19 protein-coding genes and 2 pseudogenes are annotated in these 16,801 nt (G+C 64.4%); 11 read left to right on the forward strand and 10 right to left on the reverse strand.

The annotated features are described in order from the left end of the window. Positions 1-452 precede the first annotated feature (452 nt). From ACIBJI_RS34845 to ACIBJI_RS34855, 3 genes are all read right to left on the reverse strand, one after another. Positions 453-1,256 (reverse strand): hypothetical protein, encoded by an 804-nt coding sequence (locus ACIBJI_RS34845; RefSeq protein ID WP_397087583.1) that lies wholly within the window; start codon positions 1,254-1,256, stop codon positions 453-455. 23 nt (positions 1,257-1,279) lie between these two features. After that, complete coding sequence (locus ACIBJI_RS34850; RefSeq protein WP_364345096.1) at positions 1,280-2,479, reverse strand: cytochrome P450; 1,200 nt, start codon at positions 2,477-2,479, stop codon at positions 1,280-1,282. Between the two features lie 467 nt (positions 2,480-2,946). After that, positions 2,947-3,381 (reverse strand): hypothetical protein, encoded by a 435-nt coding sequence (locus ACIBJI_RS34855; protein ID WP_364345094.1) that lies wholly within the window; start codon positions 3,379-3,381, stop codon positions 2,947-2,949. A 269-nt stretch (positions 3,382-3,650) separates the two neighbouring features. On the opposite strand from ACIBJI_RS34855, the gene ACIBJI_RS34860 reads away from it, so the two are divergent. Beyond that, a complete protein-coding gene (locus ACIBJI_RS34860) occupies positions 3,651-4,910 on the forward strand; it encodes a serine hydrolase domain-containing protein (protein ID WP_397087703.1) in 1,260 nt (419 codons plus the stop codon). Between the two features lie 18 nt (positions 4,911-4,928). Then, positions 4,929-5,066, forward strand: a pseudogene (locus ACIBJI_RS34865) (FAD-dependent monooxygenase); the annotation flags it as partial. A gap of 40 nt (positions 5,067-5,106) precedes the next feature. Here ACIBJI_RS34865 and ACIBJI_RS34870 read toward each other — a convergent pair. Continuing rightward, positions 5,107-5,233, reverse strand: a pseudogene (locus tag ACIBJI_RS34870) (D-alanyl-D-alanine carboxypeptidase); the annotation flags it as partial. Positions 5,234-5,451: 218 nt separating this feature from the next. Here ACIBJI_RS34870 and ACIBJI_RS34875 point away from each other — a divergent pair. Next, positions 5,452-5,802: a hypothetical protein gene (locus ACIBJI_RS34875; protein ID WP_364345092.1), complete on the forward strand. Its 351-nt coding sequence runs from the start codon at positions 5,452-5,454 to the stop codon at positions 5,800-5,802. A 246-nt stretch (positions 5,803-6,048) separates the two neighbouring features. On the opposite strand, the gene ACIBJI_RS34880 is transcribed toward ACIBJI_RS34875, so the two are convergent. Beyond that, on the reverse strand, positions 6,049-6,177 hold the full coding sequence (locus ACIBJI_RS34880; RefSeq protein WP_397087586.1) for a hypothetical protein: 129 nt from the start codon (positions 6,175-6,177) through the stop codon (positions 6,049-6,051). 328 nt (positions 6,178-6,505) lie between these two features. Between ACIBJI_RS34880 and ACIBJI_RS34885 the strand changes: the two genes are divergently transcribed. Then, entirely contained in the window at positions 6,506-7,405 is a 900-nt protein-coding gene (locus tag ACIBJI_RS34885) for an aminoglycoside phosphotransferase family protein (RefSeq protein ID WP_364345088.1), read from the forward strand. Positions 7,406-7,459: 54 nt separating this feature from the next. On the opposite strand, the gene ACIBJI_RS34890 is transcribed toward ACIBJI_RS34885, so the two are convergent. Beyond that, positions 7,460-8,209 (reverse strand): SDR family oxidoreductase, encoded by a 750-nt coding sequence (locus ACIBJI_RS34890; protein WP_364345086.1) that lies wholly within the window; start codon positions 8,207-8,209, stop codon positions 7,460-7,462. A 102-nt stretch (positions 8,210-8,311) separates the two neighbouring features. On the opposite strand from ACIBJI_RS34890, the gene ACIBJI_RS34895 reads away from it, so the two are divergent. Next, a complete protein-coding gene (locus ACIBJI_RS34895; RefSeq protein ID WP_364345084.1) occupies positions 8,312-9,175 on the forward strand; it encodes a helix-turn-helix transcriptional regulator in 864 nt (287 codons plus the stop codon). 144 nt (positions 9,176-9,319) lie between these two features. On the opposite strand, the gene ACIBJI_RS34900 is transcribed toward ACIBJI_RS34895, so the two are convergent. Then, positions 9,320-9,517: a hypothetical protein gene (locus ACIBJI_RS34900; protein WP_364345082.1), complete on the reverse strand. Its 198-nt coding sequence runs from the start codon at positions 9,515-9,517 to the stop codon at positions 9,320-9,322. Positions 9,518-9,628: 111 nt separating this feature from the next. On the opposite strand from ACIBJI_RS34900, the gene ACIBJI_RS34905 reads away from it, so the two are divergent. The 3 genes from ACIBJI_RS34905 (at position 9,629) to ACIBJI_RS34915 (ending at position 12,338) form a co-directional block, all read left to right on the forward strand. Then, positions 9,629-10,021, forward strand: coding sequence for an ankyrin repeat domain-containing protein (locus ACIBJI_RS34905; RefSeq protein ID WP_364345080.1), 393 nt, complete (start codon positions 9,629-9,631; stop codon positions 10,019-10,021). Between the two features lie 64 nt (positions 10,022-10,085). Continuing rightward, positions 10,086-11,390 carry a glycosyltransferase 87 family protein gene (locus tag ACIBJI_RS34910; protein ID WP_397087589.1) on the forward strand — a complete coding sequence of 435 codons (1,305 nt, stop codon included), beginning with the start codon at positions 10,086-10,088 and terminating at the stop codon, positions 11,388-11,390. A 39-nt stretch (positions 11,391-11,429) separates the two neighbouring features. Further along, positions 11,430-12,338: an EamA family transporter gene (locus ACIBJI_RS34915; RefSeq protein ID WP_364345076.1), complete on the forward strand. Its 909-nt coding sequence runs from the start codon at positions 11,430-11,432 to the stop codon at positions 12,336-12,338. Here the strand turns inward: ACIBJI_RS34915 and ACIBJI_RS34920 are convergent, their stop codons facing one another. Then, entirely contained in the window at positions 12,339-13,262 is a 924-nt protein-coding gene (locus tag ACIBJI_RS34920) for a Rieske 2Fe-2S domain-containing protein (RefSeq protein ID WP_397087591.1), read from the reverse strand. 249 nt (positions 13,263-13,511) lie between these two features. On the opposite strand from ACIBJI_RS34920, the gene ACIBJI_RS34925 reads away from it, so the two are divergent. The 3 genes from ACIBJI_RS34925 (at position 13,512) to ACIBJI_RS34935 (ending at position 15,688) form a co-directional block, all read left to right on the forward strand. Next, a complete protein-coding gene (locus ACIBJI_RS34925) occupies positions 13,512-14,420 on the forward strand; it encodes an NADP-dependent oxidoreductase (protein ID WP_364345074.1) in 909 nt (302 codons plus the stop codon). Positions 14,421-14,517: 97 nt separating this feature from the next. Then, on the forward strand, positions 14,518-15,231 hold the full coding sequence (locus ACIBJI_RS34930) for a helix-turn-helix domain-containing protein (RefSeq protein WP_364345072.1): 714 nt from the start codon (positions 14,518-14,520) through the stop codon (positions 15,229-15,231). A 91-nt stretch (positions 15,232-15,322) separates the two neighbouring features. Further along, a complete protein-coding gene (locus tag ACIBJI_RS34935; RefSeq protein WP_364345070.1) occupies positions 15,323-15,688 on the forward strand; it encodes a hypothetical protein in 366 nt (121 codons plus the stop codon). A gap of 3 nt (positions 15,689-15,691) precedes the next feature. Here ACIBJI_RS34935 and ACIBJI_RS34940 read toward each other — a convergent pair whose 3' ends face one another. Both ACIBJI_RS34940 and ACIBJI_RS34945 read right to left on the reverse strand, forming a co-directional pair. Further along, on the reverse strand, positions 15,692-16,294 hold the full coding sequence (locus ACIBJI_RS34940) for a TetR/AcrR family transcriptional regulator (protein WP_396958672.1): 603 nt from the start codon (positions 16,292-16,294) through the stop codon (positions 15,692-15,694). Between the two features lie 27 nt (positions 16,295-16,321). Further along, positions 16,322-16,765 carry a MarR family winged helix-turn-helix transcriptional regulator gene (locus ACIBJI_RS34945; RefSeq protein ID WP_396958671.1) on the reverse strand — a complete coding sequence of 148 codons (444 nt, stop codon included), beginning with the start codon at positions 16,763-16,765 and terminating at the stop codon, positions 16,322-16,324. Positions 16,766-16,801 lie beyond the last annotated feature (36 nt).

Below are 16,801 nucleotides of genomic sequence, written 5' to 3' on the forward strand. Positions count from 1 at the left end.
ACCAGCGCCACCGCGCCACTCAACCTGCCTCCAAAGTCCGTGGTCACCCCAGGGAGACATGATCATCCCGAGCCAGATTCCACGTAACTTTTAAACTGATCAAACGACAAATGTATGGCCGAGCCAGCTTCCAACTGCTCCGACACCGCATCCTGCTGGCATAGCCCCAGCGACCACCGGAAGTGAGCCAAAGCCGTTCATCTGACAGTCCCGGTTGAAACCATTGCAGCCCAATATAATCGGTACTTATCCAACCTGCCTGACCCGGGTTGGAGTCGGTCTGGTGAGGCGAGTGGACGGTCGGAGTGCTGGCGTGCACGGTGGCGACGGGGCAACGGCCGAGAGACCCTGCGCCGCAGGAGTGGATAGGTGCTCCTGGGTTCCTCGGAGCGATCGACGCATCCCGCCACCAAGTGCGCGGCAGGCCGGAACCTGTAGGTCTGCTGGATGAGTCAGCCCTGAGCTACGACAACACGGACTGGGAGTTCGGGGTCGTCAGTGTTGATATCGTGCTCGAATCCGGCTGGGTTGTCGATTCGCCGAGTTGGGTCGTAGATCACCGCGACCAGCGCGGCGACGTTCGCTTGCCCTCGATAGCCGAACATGTCGTCGATGAGTTGGCTCCGAATCTCCTTCGCTCCCAACGATGGCCGGGTCATCTTTGCTTCGACCGCCACCTGTTCCTGACGTAGCACGAAGTCAATACGGTACGAGCCGCCTGCTCTGCGTGGGGTTGTCTCCTCCGGCTCTACGTCATCGAAGTGAAGCCGGAGCACGGCATGCAGGATCTTCTGAAGGTCATACTCGTCCGACACGGTAATGAGGCCGGGGCCGCGACGATTCGGGCGTTCCATAATGGCCAAAGCAGGTGGGAGTCGGCGAAACAGCTCGGTCAGCTGATTCATCGTGTCGTGGACTTCGGGATTGATGGCTAGCCGCCCTTTGGCTTCCAACAGCAGACGGCGCTGTTCAAGCAAGGGCTCCTCGTAGCTCTGCTTCAGTGAGTGTTGCCATCGGCCATGGCTCTTCAGGAAGCGGGGAACGGAGTTGTACAGTGCCCACGGCTTTCTGGGGTAGGCAATGAATTGCTTGATCCTGGGACTTGTGTTCGGATATCTGGCCTCGAACTGCTCGATAAACTGCCCACGGAGATCGTCTGACAGCGAGGAGAGTGAAGCCGAGTACCACAATGGATAGCGGTCCTGTAGCTGGCGTACCGCCAGCACGGCGTCTGACTCGCCCTCGCCTTGGGCCATTCTGCCGAGTTCAGCCAGCTCCTCTATCTGAGTCCGTTCAACGGAGCAGAGGGGGGAAAGGTGACCGGTAGAGCCGCCAAGGACCGGTGGAAGGGGCCAGGCCGCCAGGTCGGTGCGTCGGCCGGTATGGCCAGCTGGATCTCGGGCAGCGCATCGAGAAGCTGATCGATGGCGTTTTGAGCGAGCAGGTAGGCCAGCGACTGCGCGGGGCAGGCGTGTGGGCCGATGCCCCACGCCAGATGCGAGCGATTGCCTGTGTGATTCTCGGTCCGGATCGCGGGGTCGTTGTTGCAGCCGGCCATGCTGATGAGGATCGGCTGGTGCGCGGGCAGCCAGACGTCGTCGATGAGGATCGGCTGACGGGGATAGGTGGTGAGGAGGTTTGCCAGCGGCGGGTTGTTGAACAAGACTTCGTCCAAGGCGTCTCGGGTGGATAGGTTCCCGCCGACGACACTTCCACCGAAACGTTCGTCGGTGAGGATCAGCAGCAGGGTGTTGCCGATCAGGTTCTGTTGCAGTTCGATCCCGGCGCCGTAGACGCTGTTCAGTTGGTGGATCATCTCCAGTTCATCGAGTTCGGCCGGATGCCGCAGTAGTAGCGAGGTGATGTCGTTGCCAGGATGGGTCCGTTTGAGGGCCAGCAGTTCCAGCAGCGCCTCGACGATCATCTTGTTGCCGTCCTCGGCATCGATCCCCTCGAACATCGCGGCCATGCCTGCGGCGACCCGCTGTCCGATCTCCGGCGGGCAGCCCAGCAGAGCATCGGTGACCGCGAATGCGAGCGGTAACGCGTACTGACTGATCAGATCGGCTGTACCGGCCTGGCAAAAGGTGTTGACCAGCGGGATGGCGATCTTCTCCACGGTGGCATCGAGAGCATATAGATCTACCGCGTTGATACTCGTGGTGATTGCCTGCCGGTAGCGCTGGAGGACCGCTCCGTCGTTTCGACTCCCGGTGGGACGCCACTCCATAAGCGGCCGGACGGGGCAGTCGGCCGGGATGTTCTGCTGCCAGGTGCGCGGATCGACAGGGAAGTGCTCGGGATCGTTGAGGATCCGCAGCGCGGTGTCATACCCGACCACCAATGTGGCCGGCACGCCCGGCGCCAGCTCAACCGGAGCCAAAGAGCCGTATTGTCTTCGCATTTCGTCGTAAACACGGTGCGGATCCGCGGCGAATTCCGATGAGTACAGCGACACCCTTGGACCTTCGGTAGCCATCGGCGAGCCGTGGACGACTGGACAGGCCGGGGTGTCCAGTCGGGACTGTGGCGTACTCAAGAATGGAGCTCCAGATGTTCGTGTGTGCTGTTCTGGGGACGCGGTCTTCAGCGCATCCCTGCTTTCGGTCGCCGAACCACTGCTGCAAACTTCGAGAAGCGTACTGTCCAAGGGAATTTCGTGCCACTCGTTCCGCGCCGCGTTGACAGCAGCCGATTCGAAGTATCGTGCGTCGAACGCGGTTGGTGAACGTCTGATGGGGTCGATGGCGTGCTTTCTGGCCGCTTACGGCCTGGCCCGCGGCGCGCCCCTGGCACACGACCGCTCACATCCGCCGAGTACCTACCGGCGTGATTCGAATCGCCAGCCCTGCGACCGTCAGCGGGTTCGAGTTGTGAAGCGTTAGGCCCACGAAAGGCCCGGTCCACATGGACCGGGCCTTCGTTGTTTCGGTTGATCGTTCGGAACTACACGCAGACGCCGCCGAGGTTCAACGCGGTGACGTTGGTGTACCCGGCTGCTGGTTGGTAGTCGGGGAGACCGTCGTAGTAGACGGCGCTGACGATGTGCTGGCCCGCGATATCCGGAATCCAGAGGATGCTTGCGGTGCCGTTGGAGACCGGGACGGTGCCGACGATGTTGCCGCCGAGGCCGGGCAGGCGGCTGGTGAATTCGACGACACCGCTTTGCACCGGGGTGCCGTCGGGACGCTGCACCCTCGCCTGCGCAGTCTGCCCGCAGCCGACCGCCGCAACACTGGTAGCGCCGAGTGCCGGGCCGGTCATCGTTACCGACAGTGTTGGGGCGATCGCCGCATTCGCTTGGGGTGCAAAGGTTGTCGGTACTGTCAGACACGCCGCCGCCAGCGCCACACCGGCCGCGCCGCGCGAGAGTCCGCCCATCATGCCTGCCTTTCGCTGTGCCGACCGAGCCCCTCATGGCCCGGTGTAGGTCGTCGCACGGTACCTGAGACGCGGATCACATATGCGCAGGCCGCGCCGAGAATCTGATGTTCAGAGTGCCGAGGATCGGACGGTCCGAGCTGACGGAGCCCGGTATTCCCGTCCGAAACCGCGTCGCGCGGAGTTAGTGTTGCACCGCGCTACATAGCCACGTTCCAGCAAACCGCGAACGGAGCGTTATGGGACACAGGATGGGTATCGCCGCGTGCATGGCAGCCGGGCTGTTGTTCGTCACGGGCTGCGGAACGTCGACGGACTCCACCGGAACTTCCACGCAATCGACCTCGCCGGGGGCCGAGCCCGCGTATGCCGCCGCTCTTCGGCCGGTGATAACCACGTTGATGAAGGACAACGTCATTCCGGGTGCTGTTGTGGTTGTCAAATCGCCGAAGCAAGGCAATTGGACTGCGGCATTCGGTACTCGAACCATCGACTCGAATGAGCCGATGACGGTTGACGACTATTTTCGGGTCGGCAGCAATACGAAGACGATGACGTCGACGGTCATCCTGCAGTTGGCGCAGGATGGCAAGCTCTCGCTGGACGACCCCATCGACAAGTATTGGCCCGGCGTGCCGAACGGCGATCGGATCACGATTGCTCAGCTGAACGAAATGCGCAGCGGGCTATACAGTTACACGTTCGACCCGCAGTTCAATGCCGCGCTCGACAACGAGCCGCAGAAGGTGTGGACACCAGAGGAGTTGCTGGCCATCGCGTTCGCGCACCCGGTGAACTTCCAACCCGGGGAAAAGTTCGAGTACAGCAATACCAACTTCATCCTGCTCGGCCTGGTCATCGAGAAGCTCACGAAAACGACGGCCGCCGAGAGTTTCCAGAAGCGTATCTTCGAACCGCTGAGCCTGAAGCACACATCACTGCCCGCGGCCACGGACTCCTCGATTCCGAATCCGCATCCCCAGGGCTATGCCTTCGGCACCAACGTTTCCACCATCGACACCTACGCTCTTCCTCCCGCGGAACAAGCCGAGGCCTTCGCGGGCACATTGAAACCGAGCAACCAAACAAATATCAACGTGTCTTGGGCGTGGACAGCCGGTGGCGCGATCTCGACGGCCGACGATATGGCGACCTATGTGAAGGCGCTCGTCGGCGGTGGCCTGCTCGATGCGAAGATGCAGAAGACTCGGGTGGACAGCATTCAGCCGATCGATCCGGCCAATCCGGAGCAGGCCGGATACGGTCTCGGCATCGTGCGTTTCGGTACGCACCTGATCGGACACGACGGTCAGCTCCCGGGTTTCATGACCTTCATGGGCCATGACCCGGCATCGGACCTCACGATCGTGGTCACCACGAACCTCGCGGCAGTTCCGTCGGGTGAGGGGTCCGCCCTGGTGCTGGTCAAAGGCATGCTGCCGACCTTCTACGGTGCTGATGCCCTGCCGGGCAAAGCGACTACGAGCCCGACGAGCAGTTCCACCGAAACAACGACGACCGGTCGATGACAGTACGAGTGATGCCGGATGGATGAGACCGCCGTACTCATCGCGGGCGCAGGCCCGATCGGACTGACCACCGCGATCGAGTTGCGCCGCAGGGGAGTGTCGTGCCGGATCATCGACCCGGTACTGGAATCGCCCCAGTATGCGAAAGCCGTTGGTGAAATCGACATTCGTATTTGAGCCTGTTGCGGAACAGTGGCGCGACGTCGGGAACCGTGCTGTTCATACTGCCGCTGTGCATGAATGCGGTGGGATTCCAGAACTTGGAGTCCTCGAAGACTCCGCGCTCATTTGGTGTATCCGGACAGGCTCGGCGCGAACATTTGGGGGCGGTCATTTTGCGCGGGCGATGTCCACGATCGGCGCGGCTCCCGGGCTGTCTGTGTGCGAGACAGCCGAATCCTATGCTCCGTGGTTGTGATCCGAGCCGCCGGAGACAGTAGCGACGGCGATCATGACGGTCAGCGCATGGAAACCGGAATTTACGCGCCGACGACCAGTCCCGGCAGATAATGCGACGTAGCGGGCAGACGAGGAGGAAGCCGTGCGGTACCAGGCCGGGCTGGCGGGGACGTTGCGAGTCACCGTCGAATTCACCGATACCGCGCGTCGATTGCTCGACATTACGTGGTCGGCCGCCAACGCATCGGCCGCCCGCAAGAAGTTCGAGTACGCGCGGATCTTCCTGGTGACACTGGGTGGCGATCCGGAGCGGATGTACCTGGACCTCGTGGACCGACGGCCGTCGGCATCGGTGCAACTGCCAGCGGAATTGGCCGAGGGCGCATACGCCATCGAAGTCGACGCCTACGGCAGTGCGAGTTGGGGTGATGGGCGGCTCGACGCACGCGGGCGAAGTGCCTCGTTCATGATCGACCCAGGCGAATCAGGCTAGTGCCGCGTCCAAACAGCCCCTGCCGTATCGAGCCTGGTTCGAGGGGTTCCGTCGAAGGCAGTCGAAGGGTGGTCGCCCACGCCGCATCGACTGTCATATGACAGCCCTGCGAGCGGTCGGAGCGGGTGGCGCGGCAAGCTATCTGGAAGCGGCACTAAAAGAACTGTGTGCGGGATGCCAACTGTTCGACGTATGCGACCGAGTTATTCGACCGTGGTCAAGTGCGAGCGCGGTGAGCGGTGAGTATCACTCGGGCCCAAGAAGTTTCGACTGGTTGTGAGGCAGTGCCCGGGAACCGCGTTGCGGCTCAGCGAGCATGGCGGCGATGATGCCGCGCTGTTCGGCGGATCCGAGATCGGCGATCAGGGTTCTCATCGCGCCTCCATCGGCGTAGCCTCTGAGCTGTGCTGCGCCGCCAGCGAATGCACCAGATAGATCAGATTGCCTACGGTTACCAGACTGTGCACCTGATCATTTCGCACTGGGCCGGCCAATGAATCGCGGTGGAACTGCGGTAGTACTCGCCCGAGATGGGCCGGCCCCGCCTCGCTGACCACCTGGACCTCGAGCCGATCCGAACAACCTGGTTGCCGGGCATGCAAGACCGCGGCCTATGGGCGCCCTCTGGTCGATGTGGTGGTTGATACATCAGATTGGTTGTGAATCAATGCAATTCGTCAGATCGAACCGATACCATGGGAAAATGACCGCGATGCGGCTCGGTAACGGTACGTGGTCGATTCTGCGGGACGCCTGCGCGGGCGTGGGCATCAATTCCGCAGACGCCCAACTACTTCGAGTGACCGGGGAGATCGACTATCGGTTGCCCGGCGGTGTGATAGCGCGGATCGGTGCGCCCGGACAGCAGGGTGCCGCCAAGCGCGCAGTCGATGTCGCCCGATGGTTGACCGCCGCCGAAATCCCAGTGGCACAGGCGGTTTCCGACATTCCGCAGCCGGTAGTGGTGGACGGTCGCCCGGTGACGTTCTGGCATGAGTTGCCGCAGCACCGCGCGGGCACACCCGCGGAGGTGGCCGCGGCGCTGACCCGATTGCACCGACTCGCGCCGCCGACCGATATGGAAATCGGACAGGTGGCGCCCTTCGTCGGACTCGATGAACGCATCGACGCCGCGCACACCATGAGCACTGACGACAGATCCTGGATGCGTAGGCATTTGGCGGAACTACGTGGTCGCTGGGCCGCGCTGCCGACCGGACGACCGTGGTGCGTCATCCACGGCGCCGCGTGGAGCGGCAATGCGGTTGTCGCGGCGGACGACAGCGTGATTCTGCTCGATACCGGACTGTTGTCGTTCGGTCCGCCGGAATGGGATCTGGTGCATGCGGCGATCGAATGCGCCTCGTTCGGCTGGATCACCGATGCGCAGTACGGCGAGTACTGCCGGGCCTACGGCAGTGATGTGATGCGCTGGGACGGCTTCTATCTGCTGCGTGATATCCGGGAGTTCCGGATGGCCACCATGGCCGCGCAGGCGGCGGCCGCGAATTCGGAGTACCAGGAGCAGGCGGATCTCCGACTGGCCTGTGTGCGCGGCGATATCGGCCCACGGGTGTGGGACGGGTGGACAGCGCTGTCCTAACGCGCTTGCGATGCCGAGCGGCGGAGGTCCGGGAGGGCGTCCGCCGCATCGGGTTCAGCCCTGCTGGGTCGGCACGACGATGAGCTCGGCCACATTGACGCGCGGCGGTGCGGCGACGGCGTAGGCGATCGCATCGGCGATATCGTCCGAACCCAGGATTTCGAGTTCGCTGCGCCACTGGGTGAGCCCAGTGCGCTGTTCTTCATCGCGCATACCCGCGCCGAGTTCGGTCTCGACGAAACCGGGTTCGATATTCTTCACCCGGACACCGCGCGGGCCGAATTCCGCGCGCAGATTGCGGGTGAGATGGGCAACCGCGGCCTTCGTCGCGGTGTAGACGCCGTAGTTGGGGAATACGGTGTGTCCGCCGATCGAGCCGACATGCACCAGATCCGCGCGGCGGCCGTCGCGTGCCGCGGCGAGCAGGTCATCGATGAAAGCTCTTCCGGTGTAGAGCAATCCGTTGATATTGGTGCCGACCATCTGATCCCATTCGTCGGTGTCAGCGGCTTCGAACGGCGCGGCGAGCATGACGCCCGCATTCGCGACCACCAGATCGACCGGGCCGAATGCAGCGCGCACCGTCGCCGCGGCATCGCGCACGGATCGCTGATCGACCACATCGGCGACCACCGCGAGGGTCGGTCCACCGATCTCGGCGGCCAGTTCTTCGATCCGATCCTTACGGCGGCCGAGCAGGGCCACCCGTGCGCCATTGTGTGCGAGCTGTCGGGCAGTGGCGGCGCCGATACCACTGGACGCACCGGTGACGACCGCGGTGCGGCCTTCGAGGTTATTTGTCATGAACACCACGTTCGTATCCGCCGCGGCCATCCGCCAGGCTGCGGACTTCCTGGTAGTCGCAGGGCCACCCAGGTCCGACCAGGTTGTCCTACCCTCGGGTACATGGACTCCGAGAACCGATTGGGCGTATTCCTGCGCGCCCGCCGCGAACTAGCGCGTCCGGAGGAGTTCGGGATTCCGGCCGGCGGGCAACGGCGGGTAGCCGGGCTGCGTCGCGAGGAAGTGGCCATGCTGGCGGGTATGAGCGCCGACTACTATGTGCGGCTGGAGCAGGGACGCGATAAGCATCCGTCCGAGCAGGTTGTCGAGGCATTGGCCCGGGTCTTCGCGTTGGACGAGGAGGGGGTCGCGCATCTGCGCGAGTTGGCACGGCCGACGGCTCGGCGCAGGCGGGCAACGCGACGGCCCGAGCGGGTTGCGCCCGGGCTGCTGCGCCTAATGGATTCCTGGCCGAATACGCCCGCATTGGTCCTGGGCCGACATATGGATGTGCTCGCCGCGACTCCACTGGCCACCGCGGTCAATTCCTGTTCGGCCAAGGGCGTCAATATGGTGCGGGCGATCTTTCTGGACCCCCAGGCGCGTGAGTGTTATGCCGACTGGCCCACCATTGCCGCCGATACCGTTGCCAGTCTGCGTGCCACCGCGGGCACCGATCTCGACGATCCACGCCTGACCGAACTTGTCGGAGAGCTGACGCTGAAGAGCGAGGATTTCCGGCGGCTGTGGGCCCGTCATGACGTGCGGGCGAAAACCGCAGGCGTCAAACATTTTCGCAACCCGCTGGTCGGCGATCTCACGCTGTCGTACGAAACCTTTGCCGTGAACGGTGCTCCGGGTCAGATCCTCATCGCCTATCACGCCGAGCTGGATTCGGCCGATGAGCGCGCGCTCGCGCTACTGGGCATGATCGTCGCGGGTGCGGTGCCCGAACCCACTTCCGTACCAGCCGATTCCGATAACTGATTCAGTCTTGGTCGCGCGACGAACCCCGGCGATCCGGAGCGGTCGGTCCTGGTCATCGCGGACTTCGAAGGGGCCGAGCAGCAGTACACGCACGGCAGCAAGCCCGCCGTATCAGGTAGGGGAGTCGACGTTCTGGTGGATCGGCTAACGACTGTGCGGCAGGATGCCGAGTGTCACGGCCAATCCGGCCGCGATGCATCCAGCGGCCGCGGCGCTGGTCGGGAAGGAACGGGTGATGGTGGCGATGCCGGCCACGAAAATCAGGCAGGTTGCCGAGGCCAGCAGCGCGGTTCCGCGATCGACACCGGCCCGCCGGTGAATTCGCTTGTGCGTCACTGTCATGTTCGCTGATTACCCGATTGCCGAGTTATGAAACTGTTATCGACCGCGACAGGCCGAATCATTCCGTGACAACTGCCGTCTCCGACGCGCCTCGAGTGGTAGGACTGGCAGATGGGCAATGACGAGACGGACGCGGACCTGATCGAACTCGCCACCAAGATCTTCGATCTAGCTCGGCATGGCGATGCCGAGCAGCTCACGGCGTACCTCGATGCCGGTGTCCCGGTGAACCTCACCAACGACAACGGCGACACGCTGCTCATGCTGGCCGCCTACCACGGTCATCAGGACGCGGTGCAGGTGCTGCTCGGCCGCGATGCCGACCCGAACCGCGCCAATGACAAGGGACAGACACCGCTGGCCGGTGCCGTCTTCAAGGGCGAGACCGAGATCCTGCGCGCTCTGCTCGCCGCCGGTGCGGATCCGGATGCCGGGACACCGTCCGCGCGGGCCGCGGCCGCCATGTTCGGCAAGAACGATCTGTTGAGCTTGTTCGGGGCGTGACCGATTGGCATGAGCCCGAACGCCGATTCGGCTGCGTTCGGGCGGATCGGTATAGTCGCCGCGGATGAGTAGTGTCACCACCCCAGATAGGTCCAAGCCCGTGAACCGACGATTCGGGCGCGCGGTGTGGCTGGTGCCGGTGCTGCTCGTCGCCTTCGTCACCTGGTGCCTGCTGGCGCCACTGTGGCCCTTCCACCGGATCACCGGTGGGTTCATCGACCTGCAGGTGTACCGGCTCGGTATCGAGGCGCTGCGCGACGGCGCGGATATGTACGGTCAGCTGCCGCAGACCACCATCGGTATCGGCCTGCCATTCATCTATCCGCCGTTCGCCGCGCTGGTGCTGAGCCCGTTCGCACTGCTGCCGTGGGACGCCGCGGCGTTCACATTCTTCATCTCCTCGACGCTCGCGCTGGCCGTGACGCTGTATCTGGTCGCGCGGCGGCGCTGGCCCGAGCGTGGCGGATTACCTCTTGCGCTGCTTGCCACCTCCTGCGCGACCCCGCTGGCCATGCTTTTGGAGCCGGTCCGCTCGACGTTGGACTTCGGACAGGTGAATCTGCTGCTGATGGTGTTGGTCGCGGCCGACGCACTGACCGCGAAGCCGAAGTGGCGGCGCGGCATGCTGGTCGGCGTGGCCGCCGCGATCAAGCTGACGCCGGCCGCGTTCGTCCTCTATTTCCTGGTGCGCCGGGACTATCGCGCCGCGATCACGGCCGCGATCACCGGTGCGGTGGCGACCGCCCTCAGCTTCGCGATCCTGCCCAAGGAATCGGTCAACTACTGGTTCGGCGGACTCGGCAATGTCTCCGGGCTCAGCGGCTCGTCCTTCCATACCAACCAGTCGATCCAGGCCGTGCTCGCCCGCTTCGGCGTGGAGAAGCCGCTGTTCACCGTGCTGTGGCTGCTGCTGAGTGCGGCGCTGCTCGCGCTGGTGGTCCCGGCCATGCGTCACGCCGCCGAGGTGCCCGCGCTCGCGCTGTCGATCAACGCCGTCTTCACGCTGCTGGTCTCGCCGATCTCCTGGTCGCACCACTGGGTGATGATCGCGCCCGCGCTGTTCGCGATGGTCTGTTACGCGACCATACTGCCGCGCGGCCGGGCGATCGGCTGGTATGTGGCAATCGTCCTCACCACGGCAGCATTCGTCTACGGGCCGCAGAATTGGCTGCCCGGCGATAATCGCCGCGAATTGGCTTGGACCCCTTGGCAACACCTGTGGGGGAATACCTACGTGTGGTTGAGCGTTTTGCTGGTGGTTGCGTACCTCGTTGCCAGCAGGCGGACGAAGTCGCAAGTGGGCGAACGCGATCGCGCGTCGAAGGATGTCGATCTAGTCGATCTGGCAGGTCCTCGCCCGGCGGCCTGACCATTTCTGGGATGCCGGGTTTTGGACGGAGGGTGCCGCGTGGTCGCGATCGATATCGAACGGAATCCGAAGCCGGCGTGGCCGCTGACGCCCCTGCGCGCGGTGCACGCGCGCGGGCTCGGCGGGGTGCCGCCGACGGCACTGGTGCTGATCGGGATCGTCAGCGTGCAGGTCGGTGCGGCGCTGGCCAAACAGCTGTTCACTGCCACCGGTGCTGCGGGGGCGGTCACGCTGCGCCTGTTCTTCGCCGGAGTAGTGCTGCTGGTCATCTGGCGGTCCTCGCTGCGAATCGAGCGGCGCGCGCTACTTGTCGTGCTCGGCTACGGCACCGTGCTCGCCTCCATGAATCTGTGCTTCTATCAGGCCATCGACCGGATTCCGCTGGGTATGGCGGTCACCCTCGAATTCTTGGGGCCGCTCACCGTCGCGCTGGCGGGCTCGCGGCGATGGACCGATCCGGTGTGGGCGGTGCTCGCCGGTGGCGGCGTGCTGCTGCTGACAAAGGCGGGCGGTGATGTCGGCTGGTCGGGTGTGCTGTTCGCGTTGGCCGCGGGAGCCCTGTGGGCGAGCTACATTCTGCTGAGCGCCGCACTCGGTGACCGGACCAGCGGCGGCGGGGGATTGGCCATTGCGATGGCCTTCGGAGGTGTGCTCATGGTCCCGGTGGGCATTGCCGACGCGGGGGCCACGTTGTTCCAGCCGTCGGTCCTCGCCGCCGGTTTCGCGGTCGCGATGTTGTCGTCGGTGCTGCCGTATTCCGTGGAACTCGAAGCGTTGCGGCGCATTCCACCGCGCGTCTTCAGCGTGCTGATGAGCCTGGAACCGGCGGCCGCCGCACTCGCCGGACTGATCGTCCTCGGCCAGATCATGCATGCGGCGCAATGGGCGGGCGTCATCTGCGTGGTGGCGGCCTCCATCGGAGCGACCCGCACAGCGCGGCGGAAATAGTCAGCACCCTGCACTACCCGGGGCGAAGATCGGGATTTCGCACCACCACGGCTTGATCACCGGCGGTGTCGCCGGTGCGCCCGCGACGATCCAGTCGCCCTGTACGGATACCTCGCGGGGTGACAGCGGTTCGTTGGCCGGACCGGTGGCGACGGACCCGTCGAGATTGAATTTGCTGCCGTGACAAGGGCAGTTGATGGTGTTGCCCGCGATTTCGTTGAGGGCACAGCCCTGATGTGTGCAGATCACTGAGAAGCCCCGGTAATTACCGGGATTCGGTTGGGTCACCACGGTGTCGCCGAGGATGAGGCCCGAGCCGACCGGTACATCTGAGGCGCGGGCGATGGCGTTCTCCGGTGCGCCCTCCTCGACCCGCGGCGCAGGTGCGGGTTGTTCCGGGACCTGTTGATGGGTGGCGGGTAGCGGTGCGAACGCGCCCGCGACGATCCATTCGCCCTGAACCGAGATGGTGCGCGCGGCGAGCGGCTGAGTGGCCGGACCAGTGGCCACGGATCCGTCGAGATTGAATTTACTACCGTGACAAGGACAGTTGATGGTGCCGCCGCTGATCGTGCCAACCGCACAGCCCGCATGCGTGCAGATCACCGAAAAGGCTTGGTAATTACCGGGACTCGGCTGGGTGACGACGGTATCGCCGAGTAGCACTCCGGAACCGATCGGCACATCGGAGGTGCGGGTAAGCGCGGTGCCGGGAACCGGTTCCGGCCCGGCCTGCACCTCGGTCGGGGGCGGCGTCGGTTCCGCGGACGGCGCGGCGGCGACCGAACTCGACGAACTCGGCACCGCGGTGGCAGTGGAAGTGGCTTGGTTCGAGGAGGTTTCGCTCGTAGAACAGGCCGCGACAACTGCCGCCGCCCCTGCTCCGATGACGATTGTTCGACGGTTGACGTGTTCGACGCTCATCGGGACCTCGGCGTTGTCGGCTCGTTGTTGTAGGTGTTACGAGATGGCCGCCGATTCGGTTCGAGGTCGTTTCGGATTCTTGCCGAGGTTGGCGCTGCCTACCGCCCGGGTGAGACCGGACCGGGCGGGGCAGCCACCGGCCATTGAACAGAACAGTTCTGAGACCAGAGGTAGGTGTTCGATGAGACTCTCCTGAGAAACTCGGCGGCGCTACCCATAGGCGCGCGGTGTGACCCGTAGGCTGGAATGATGCGGGCGATTGCGTTCTACGAATTCGGCGGTCCGGACGTACTGCAGATCGTCGACATCCCGATCCCGGAACCGGGCCCGGGCCAGGTCCGGGTGGCGGTGCGAACCACTGCGGTGAATCCGGTGGATTGGAAGATCCGTTCTGGCGCATTATCTTTCGGCGAACCGGTGTTTCCGCAGTATCCGGGTGGTGAGATCGCGGGTGTGATCGATGCGGTCGGTCCCGATGTCACCGGGGTCGCGGTCGGCGACGAGGTACTCGGCTGGGCGGTCGCGGCGTATGCCGAATACACCCTCAGCAACGCCGTTGCGAAGAAACCCGAGGAATTGTCCTGGCCGGATGCCGCATCGCTCCCGGTCGCGGTATCGGCAGCGGAGAAGTCATTGGCGGCACTGAAAATACAGCCGGGCGAAACACTGTTGATCAACGGTGCGTCCGGTGCGGTGGGGTCGATGGCGGCGCAACTGGCCGCGGCCGAGGGGGCCACCGTAATCGGCACCGCATCCGCGGCCAATCAGGATATTGTGCGCGAACTCGGCGCCACGCCGATCACCTACGGCGTCGGATTGGTCGAGCGCGTGCGCGAACTCGCGCCCAATGGCATCGACGCGGTCTTCGATGCGGCCGGATATGGTGTGCTGCCGGCCGCCATCGAATTGCGCGGCGGCACCGACCGGATCGTGACGATCGTCGACCCGACAGCCCGCGAACTCGGCATCACTTTCCTCGCCGGTAGCGGTGCCCAGCGGCCGACCGAACTCCTCCACCAGGTCGCCGAACGGGTCGCCAGTGGTGCGTTTCGGCTGCCGGGCCCGGCGCGGACCTTCCTGCTCGAGCGCGCGGCGGCCGCACAGGAGGAGAGCGAAAAAGGGCGTGGCCCAGGCAAGGTCGTCCTCAACGTGAGCTGACCCCGTCCCGGAACGCCTTGTTGCGAACGACAACCGGCGTACCATCTTTTCTTGCCGTGTGCCGATCGGAGCCGCGGCAAAGAGGAGGACGGGCGCGATGGCCGGTAGTCCATCGGCGGACGGAACGGGCCGCGGTGTGCTCGATGCCGGTTTCCAGATCCTGGAGGCCATTTCGGCGGCACCGGAGGGCTGTGGACTCTCGCAACTGGCCCGCACCACCGGATTGGCGAAGGCCACCGCATATCGGTTGACCGAACAATTGGTGGCGCTCGGTGCCGTACAGCGAGTGGAGCAGCGGTATTTCGTCGGCGAGCGGATGGCGGAGCTCGGGCGGCATTGGCAGGCGGCGCCGATCCTGCGCCGGGCCGCGCAACGACCGGCCCGGGTATTGTCCGCATTAACGAATTCGACTGTCGCGGTGTGCATTCTCGACGCGGGCGAGGTTCGCATGGTCTCCGGGATCAAAGGTGCGGAGTTCTTCGTCAACACCACCGCGGATCCGGAGTTGGTCTACCGCACCGCGCTGGCACAGGTGCTGTTCGCGGGACGCGCCGACAATACTGTCCCGCCACCGACATATTCGGCCGCGGAATGGCAGCGTGTCTGCTCCGGAATCGTCGACGCCGGAATGGTTTCCGTCGACCATCACAAGCTGATCGCCGGGATATGTTGTGCCGCAGCGGCTATCCGTCAACCGGGCAGGTGTGATGCGGCCGCGATCGGCTGTATCTCTCTGGCCCAACAGTTTCCGCCGAATCTGCCCGGTCTGGTCGCACATACCGCCCGTGAAATCGAGAAGAATCTTCGCTGATCGGTTCGTTCAGTGGACCGGGCCGTTCCTGCATGCTCGGCGGGCGAACCAGGATAGATGGGCTGTCGAACGCTGAAGGGCCGATCCACCGATGCAAGACTCCGATCTCTGGGGCCACCGCTACGTCTCCTCATCCGTCACCGAGAATGGCCGACCGCGATTCCTGGTCCGCGGCACCCGGATCACCCTGTGGTTCGTCGACGAAACCCGCCGCCTCTCCGCCCACGCGGGTGCCAATACCGTGATGTTCGAGGTGGATCCCGACAGCGGCGTCCTGAAAACCCGATCCCCGTTCTCCACCGTGCTGTCCTACCCTCGGGAATTCGCCGCCCAGGACTCCTGGCTCACCGAATTCCTGCTGCTCGCGCCCACATGGACCACCACCGGTGACGGCACCCTCATCCTCAGCGACGACCGCATCAGGATCGAGCTGCAACAAACCGCCGACTGCCCCTGATACCTAGCTCGCCGGAATAAGAAAGCTTTCGACAACTCGGCGGACCTTGGACACCGCATCGGCTTCGCCGAGGCGCAGTGCGGTATTGGCGGCGCAGAGGACGGCGTCGATCTGGAAGGCGGCGAGATCGATATCCAAATCGGCGATTTCGCCCGCATCGACGGCATACCGGAGTTCGCGCGCCATGGTCGCTATCCAGTCGCGCTGATCGCGCACCAGGGCAGCGCGCACCGGGCCGGGGCGACTGTCGAACTCCGCCATATTCGCGACCCGATAGCAGCCGCCCGCGAACAGCGGTGTCTGCGCGTAGACGATCCAGTGTTCGATCAGGGCGCGAAGTCGTGCCACCCCATGCGGTTGTGCGCGGGCGGGCTGGATGACGGCATCGACGAACATATCGCGGGCGAAATCGAGCGCCGCGAGTTGCAGCGTCTCCTTGGTCTTGAACAGGGTCTGCACCCCCGCTTTGCTGAGCCCGGTATCGGTCGCCAACTTGCCGAAGCTCAAACCGTCGAGACCATTGAGGGAGGCCGTGTCGACTGCCTGGCGCAATACGAGCTGGCGACTCCGGGCACCGCGCAGCAGGCGCTTGTCCTCCGTAGTCATAACCAAAGAGTACGTCCGACCGTATAGCTAATCAACCGGCGTCACCATAGCGTGCAATAGATCGCGCAGAGTTCGCTGCTGAGTGGCGGTGAGCGAGGTCAGTGGCGACTGCGCCCCGAGTAGGTCGAGCGCCTCGGCGCGCCGCCGCTCCCCGGCTGCCGTCAGCACGATCTGCTTGGCGCGTCGGTCGGTCGGATGTGGTTGTCGCCGAACGAGATCCTGCTGTTCGAGGCGGTCCAGCACGAAGGTCGCGTTCGACGGCTCGCACGACATTCTGGTGGCCAATTCGCGCGCGGTAATCGGCTCCGACAGTTCGCGCAGGGCGATGACCTGCGACGGCGTCATATCCAACGTCTCGGCGACGCGGCGAACGTGCACGTCGAGGCGGTGGGTGAACTGATGTACCAGCTTGCAGACATCGCGGTCGATCTCGGTATCCACGGCGAGATTCGGTGCTGCCTGCTCCTTCATGCCGCCGAGTCTAGTGCCACGCTTCGAACTGTGATA

The organism is Nocardia sp. NPDC050408 (genome assembly GCF_044458905.1).
GTDB lineage: Bacteria > Actinomycetota > Actinomycetes > Mycobacteriales > Mycobacteriaceae > Nocardia.

What these genes read in the sequence shown, in the direction of transcription:
- ACIBJI_RS34845 (WP_397087583.1), bottom strand. Translation starts at nt 1,256, where the DNA reads ATGGCCCAAGGCGAGGGCGAGTCAGACGCCGTGCTGGCGGTACGCCAG.
- ACIBJI_RS34850 (WP_364345096.1), bottom strand. Translation starts at nt 2,479, where the DNA reads ATGGCTACCGAAGGTCCAAGGGTGTCGCTGTACTCATCGGAATTCGCC.
- ACIBJI_RS34855 (WP_364345094.1), bottom strand. Translation starts at nt 3,381, where the DNA reads ATGGGCGGACTCTCGCGCGGCGCGGCCGGTGTGGCGCTGGCGGCGGCG.
- ACIBJI_RS34860 (WP_397087703.1), top strand. Translation starts at nt 3,651, where the DNA reads ATGGCAGCCGGGCTGTTGTTCGTCACGGGCTGCGGAACGTCGACGGAC.
- ACIBJI_RS34880 (WP_397087586.1), bottom strand. Translation starts at nt 6,177, where the DNA reads ATGAGAACCCTGATCGCCGATCTCGGATCCGCCGAACAGCGCGGCATC.
- ACIBJI_RS34885 (WP_364345088.1), top strand. Translation starts at nt 6,506, where the DNA reads ATGACCGCGATGCGGCTCGGTAACGGTACGTGGTCGATTCTGCGGGAC.
- ACIBJI_RS34890 (WP_364345086.1), bottom strand. Translation starts at nt 8,209, where the DNA reads ATGACAAATAACCTCGAAGGCCGCACCGCGGTCGTCACCGGTGCGTCC.
- ACIBJI_RS34895 (WP_364345084.1), top strand. Translation starts at nt 8,312, where the DNA reads ATGGACTCCGAGAACCGATTGGGCGTATTCCTGCGCGCCCGCCGCGAA.
- ACIBJI_RS34900 (WP_364345082.1), bottom strand. Translation starts at nt 9,517, where the DNA reads ATGACAGTGACGCACAAGCGAATTCACCGGCGGGCCGGTGTCGATCGC.
- ACIBJI_RS34905 (WP_364345080.1), top strand. Translation starts at nt 9,629, where the DNA reads ATGGGCAATGACGAGACGGACGCGGACCTGATCGAACTCGCCACCAAG.
- ACIBJI_RS34910 (WP_397087589.1), top strand. Translation starts at nt 10,086, where the DNA reads ATGAGTAGTGTCACCACCCCAGATAGGTCCAAGCCCGTGAACCGACGA.
- ACIBJI_RS34920 (WP_397087591.1), bottom strand. Translation starts at nt 13,262, where the DNA reads ATGAGCGTCGAACACGTCAACCGTCGAACAATCGTCATCGGAGCAGGG.
- ACIBJI_RS34925 (WP_364345074.1), top strand. Translation starts at nt 13,512, where the DNA reads ATGCGGGCGATTGCGTTCTACGAATTCGGCGGTCCGGACGTACTGCAG.
- ACIBJI_RS34930 (WP_364345072.1), top strand. Translation starts at nt 14,518, where the DNA reads ATGGCCGGTAGTCCATCGGCGGACGGAACGGGCCGCGGTGTGCTCGAT.
- ACIBJI_RS34935 (WP_364345070.1), top strand. Translation starts at nt 15,323, where the DNA reads ATGCAAGACTCCGATCTCTGGGGCCACCGCTACGTCTCCTCATCCGTC.
- ACIBJI_RS34940 (WP_396958672.1), bottom strand. Translation starts at nt 16,294, where the DNA reads ATGACTACGGAGGACAAGCGCCTGCTGCGCGGTGCCCGGAGTCGCCAG.
- ACIBJI_RS34945 (WP_396958671.1), bottom strand. Translation starts at nt 16,765, where the DNA reads ATGAAGGAGCAGGCAGCACCGAATCTCGCCGTGGATACCGAGATCGAC.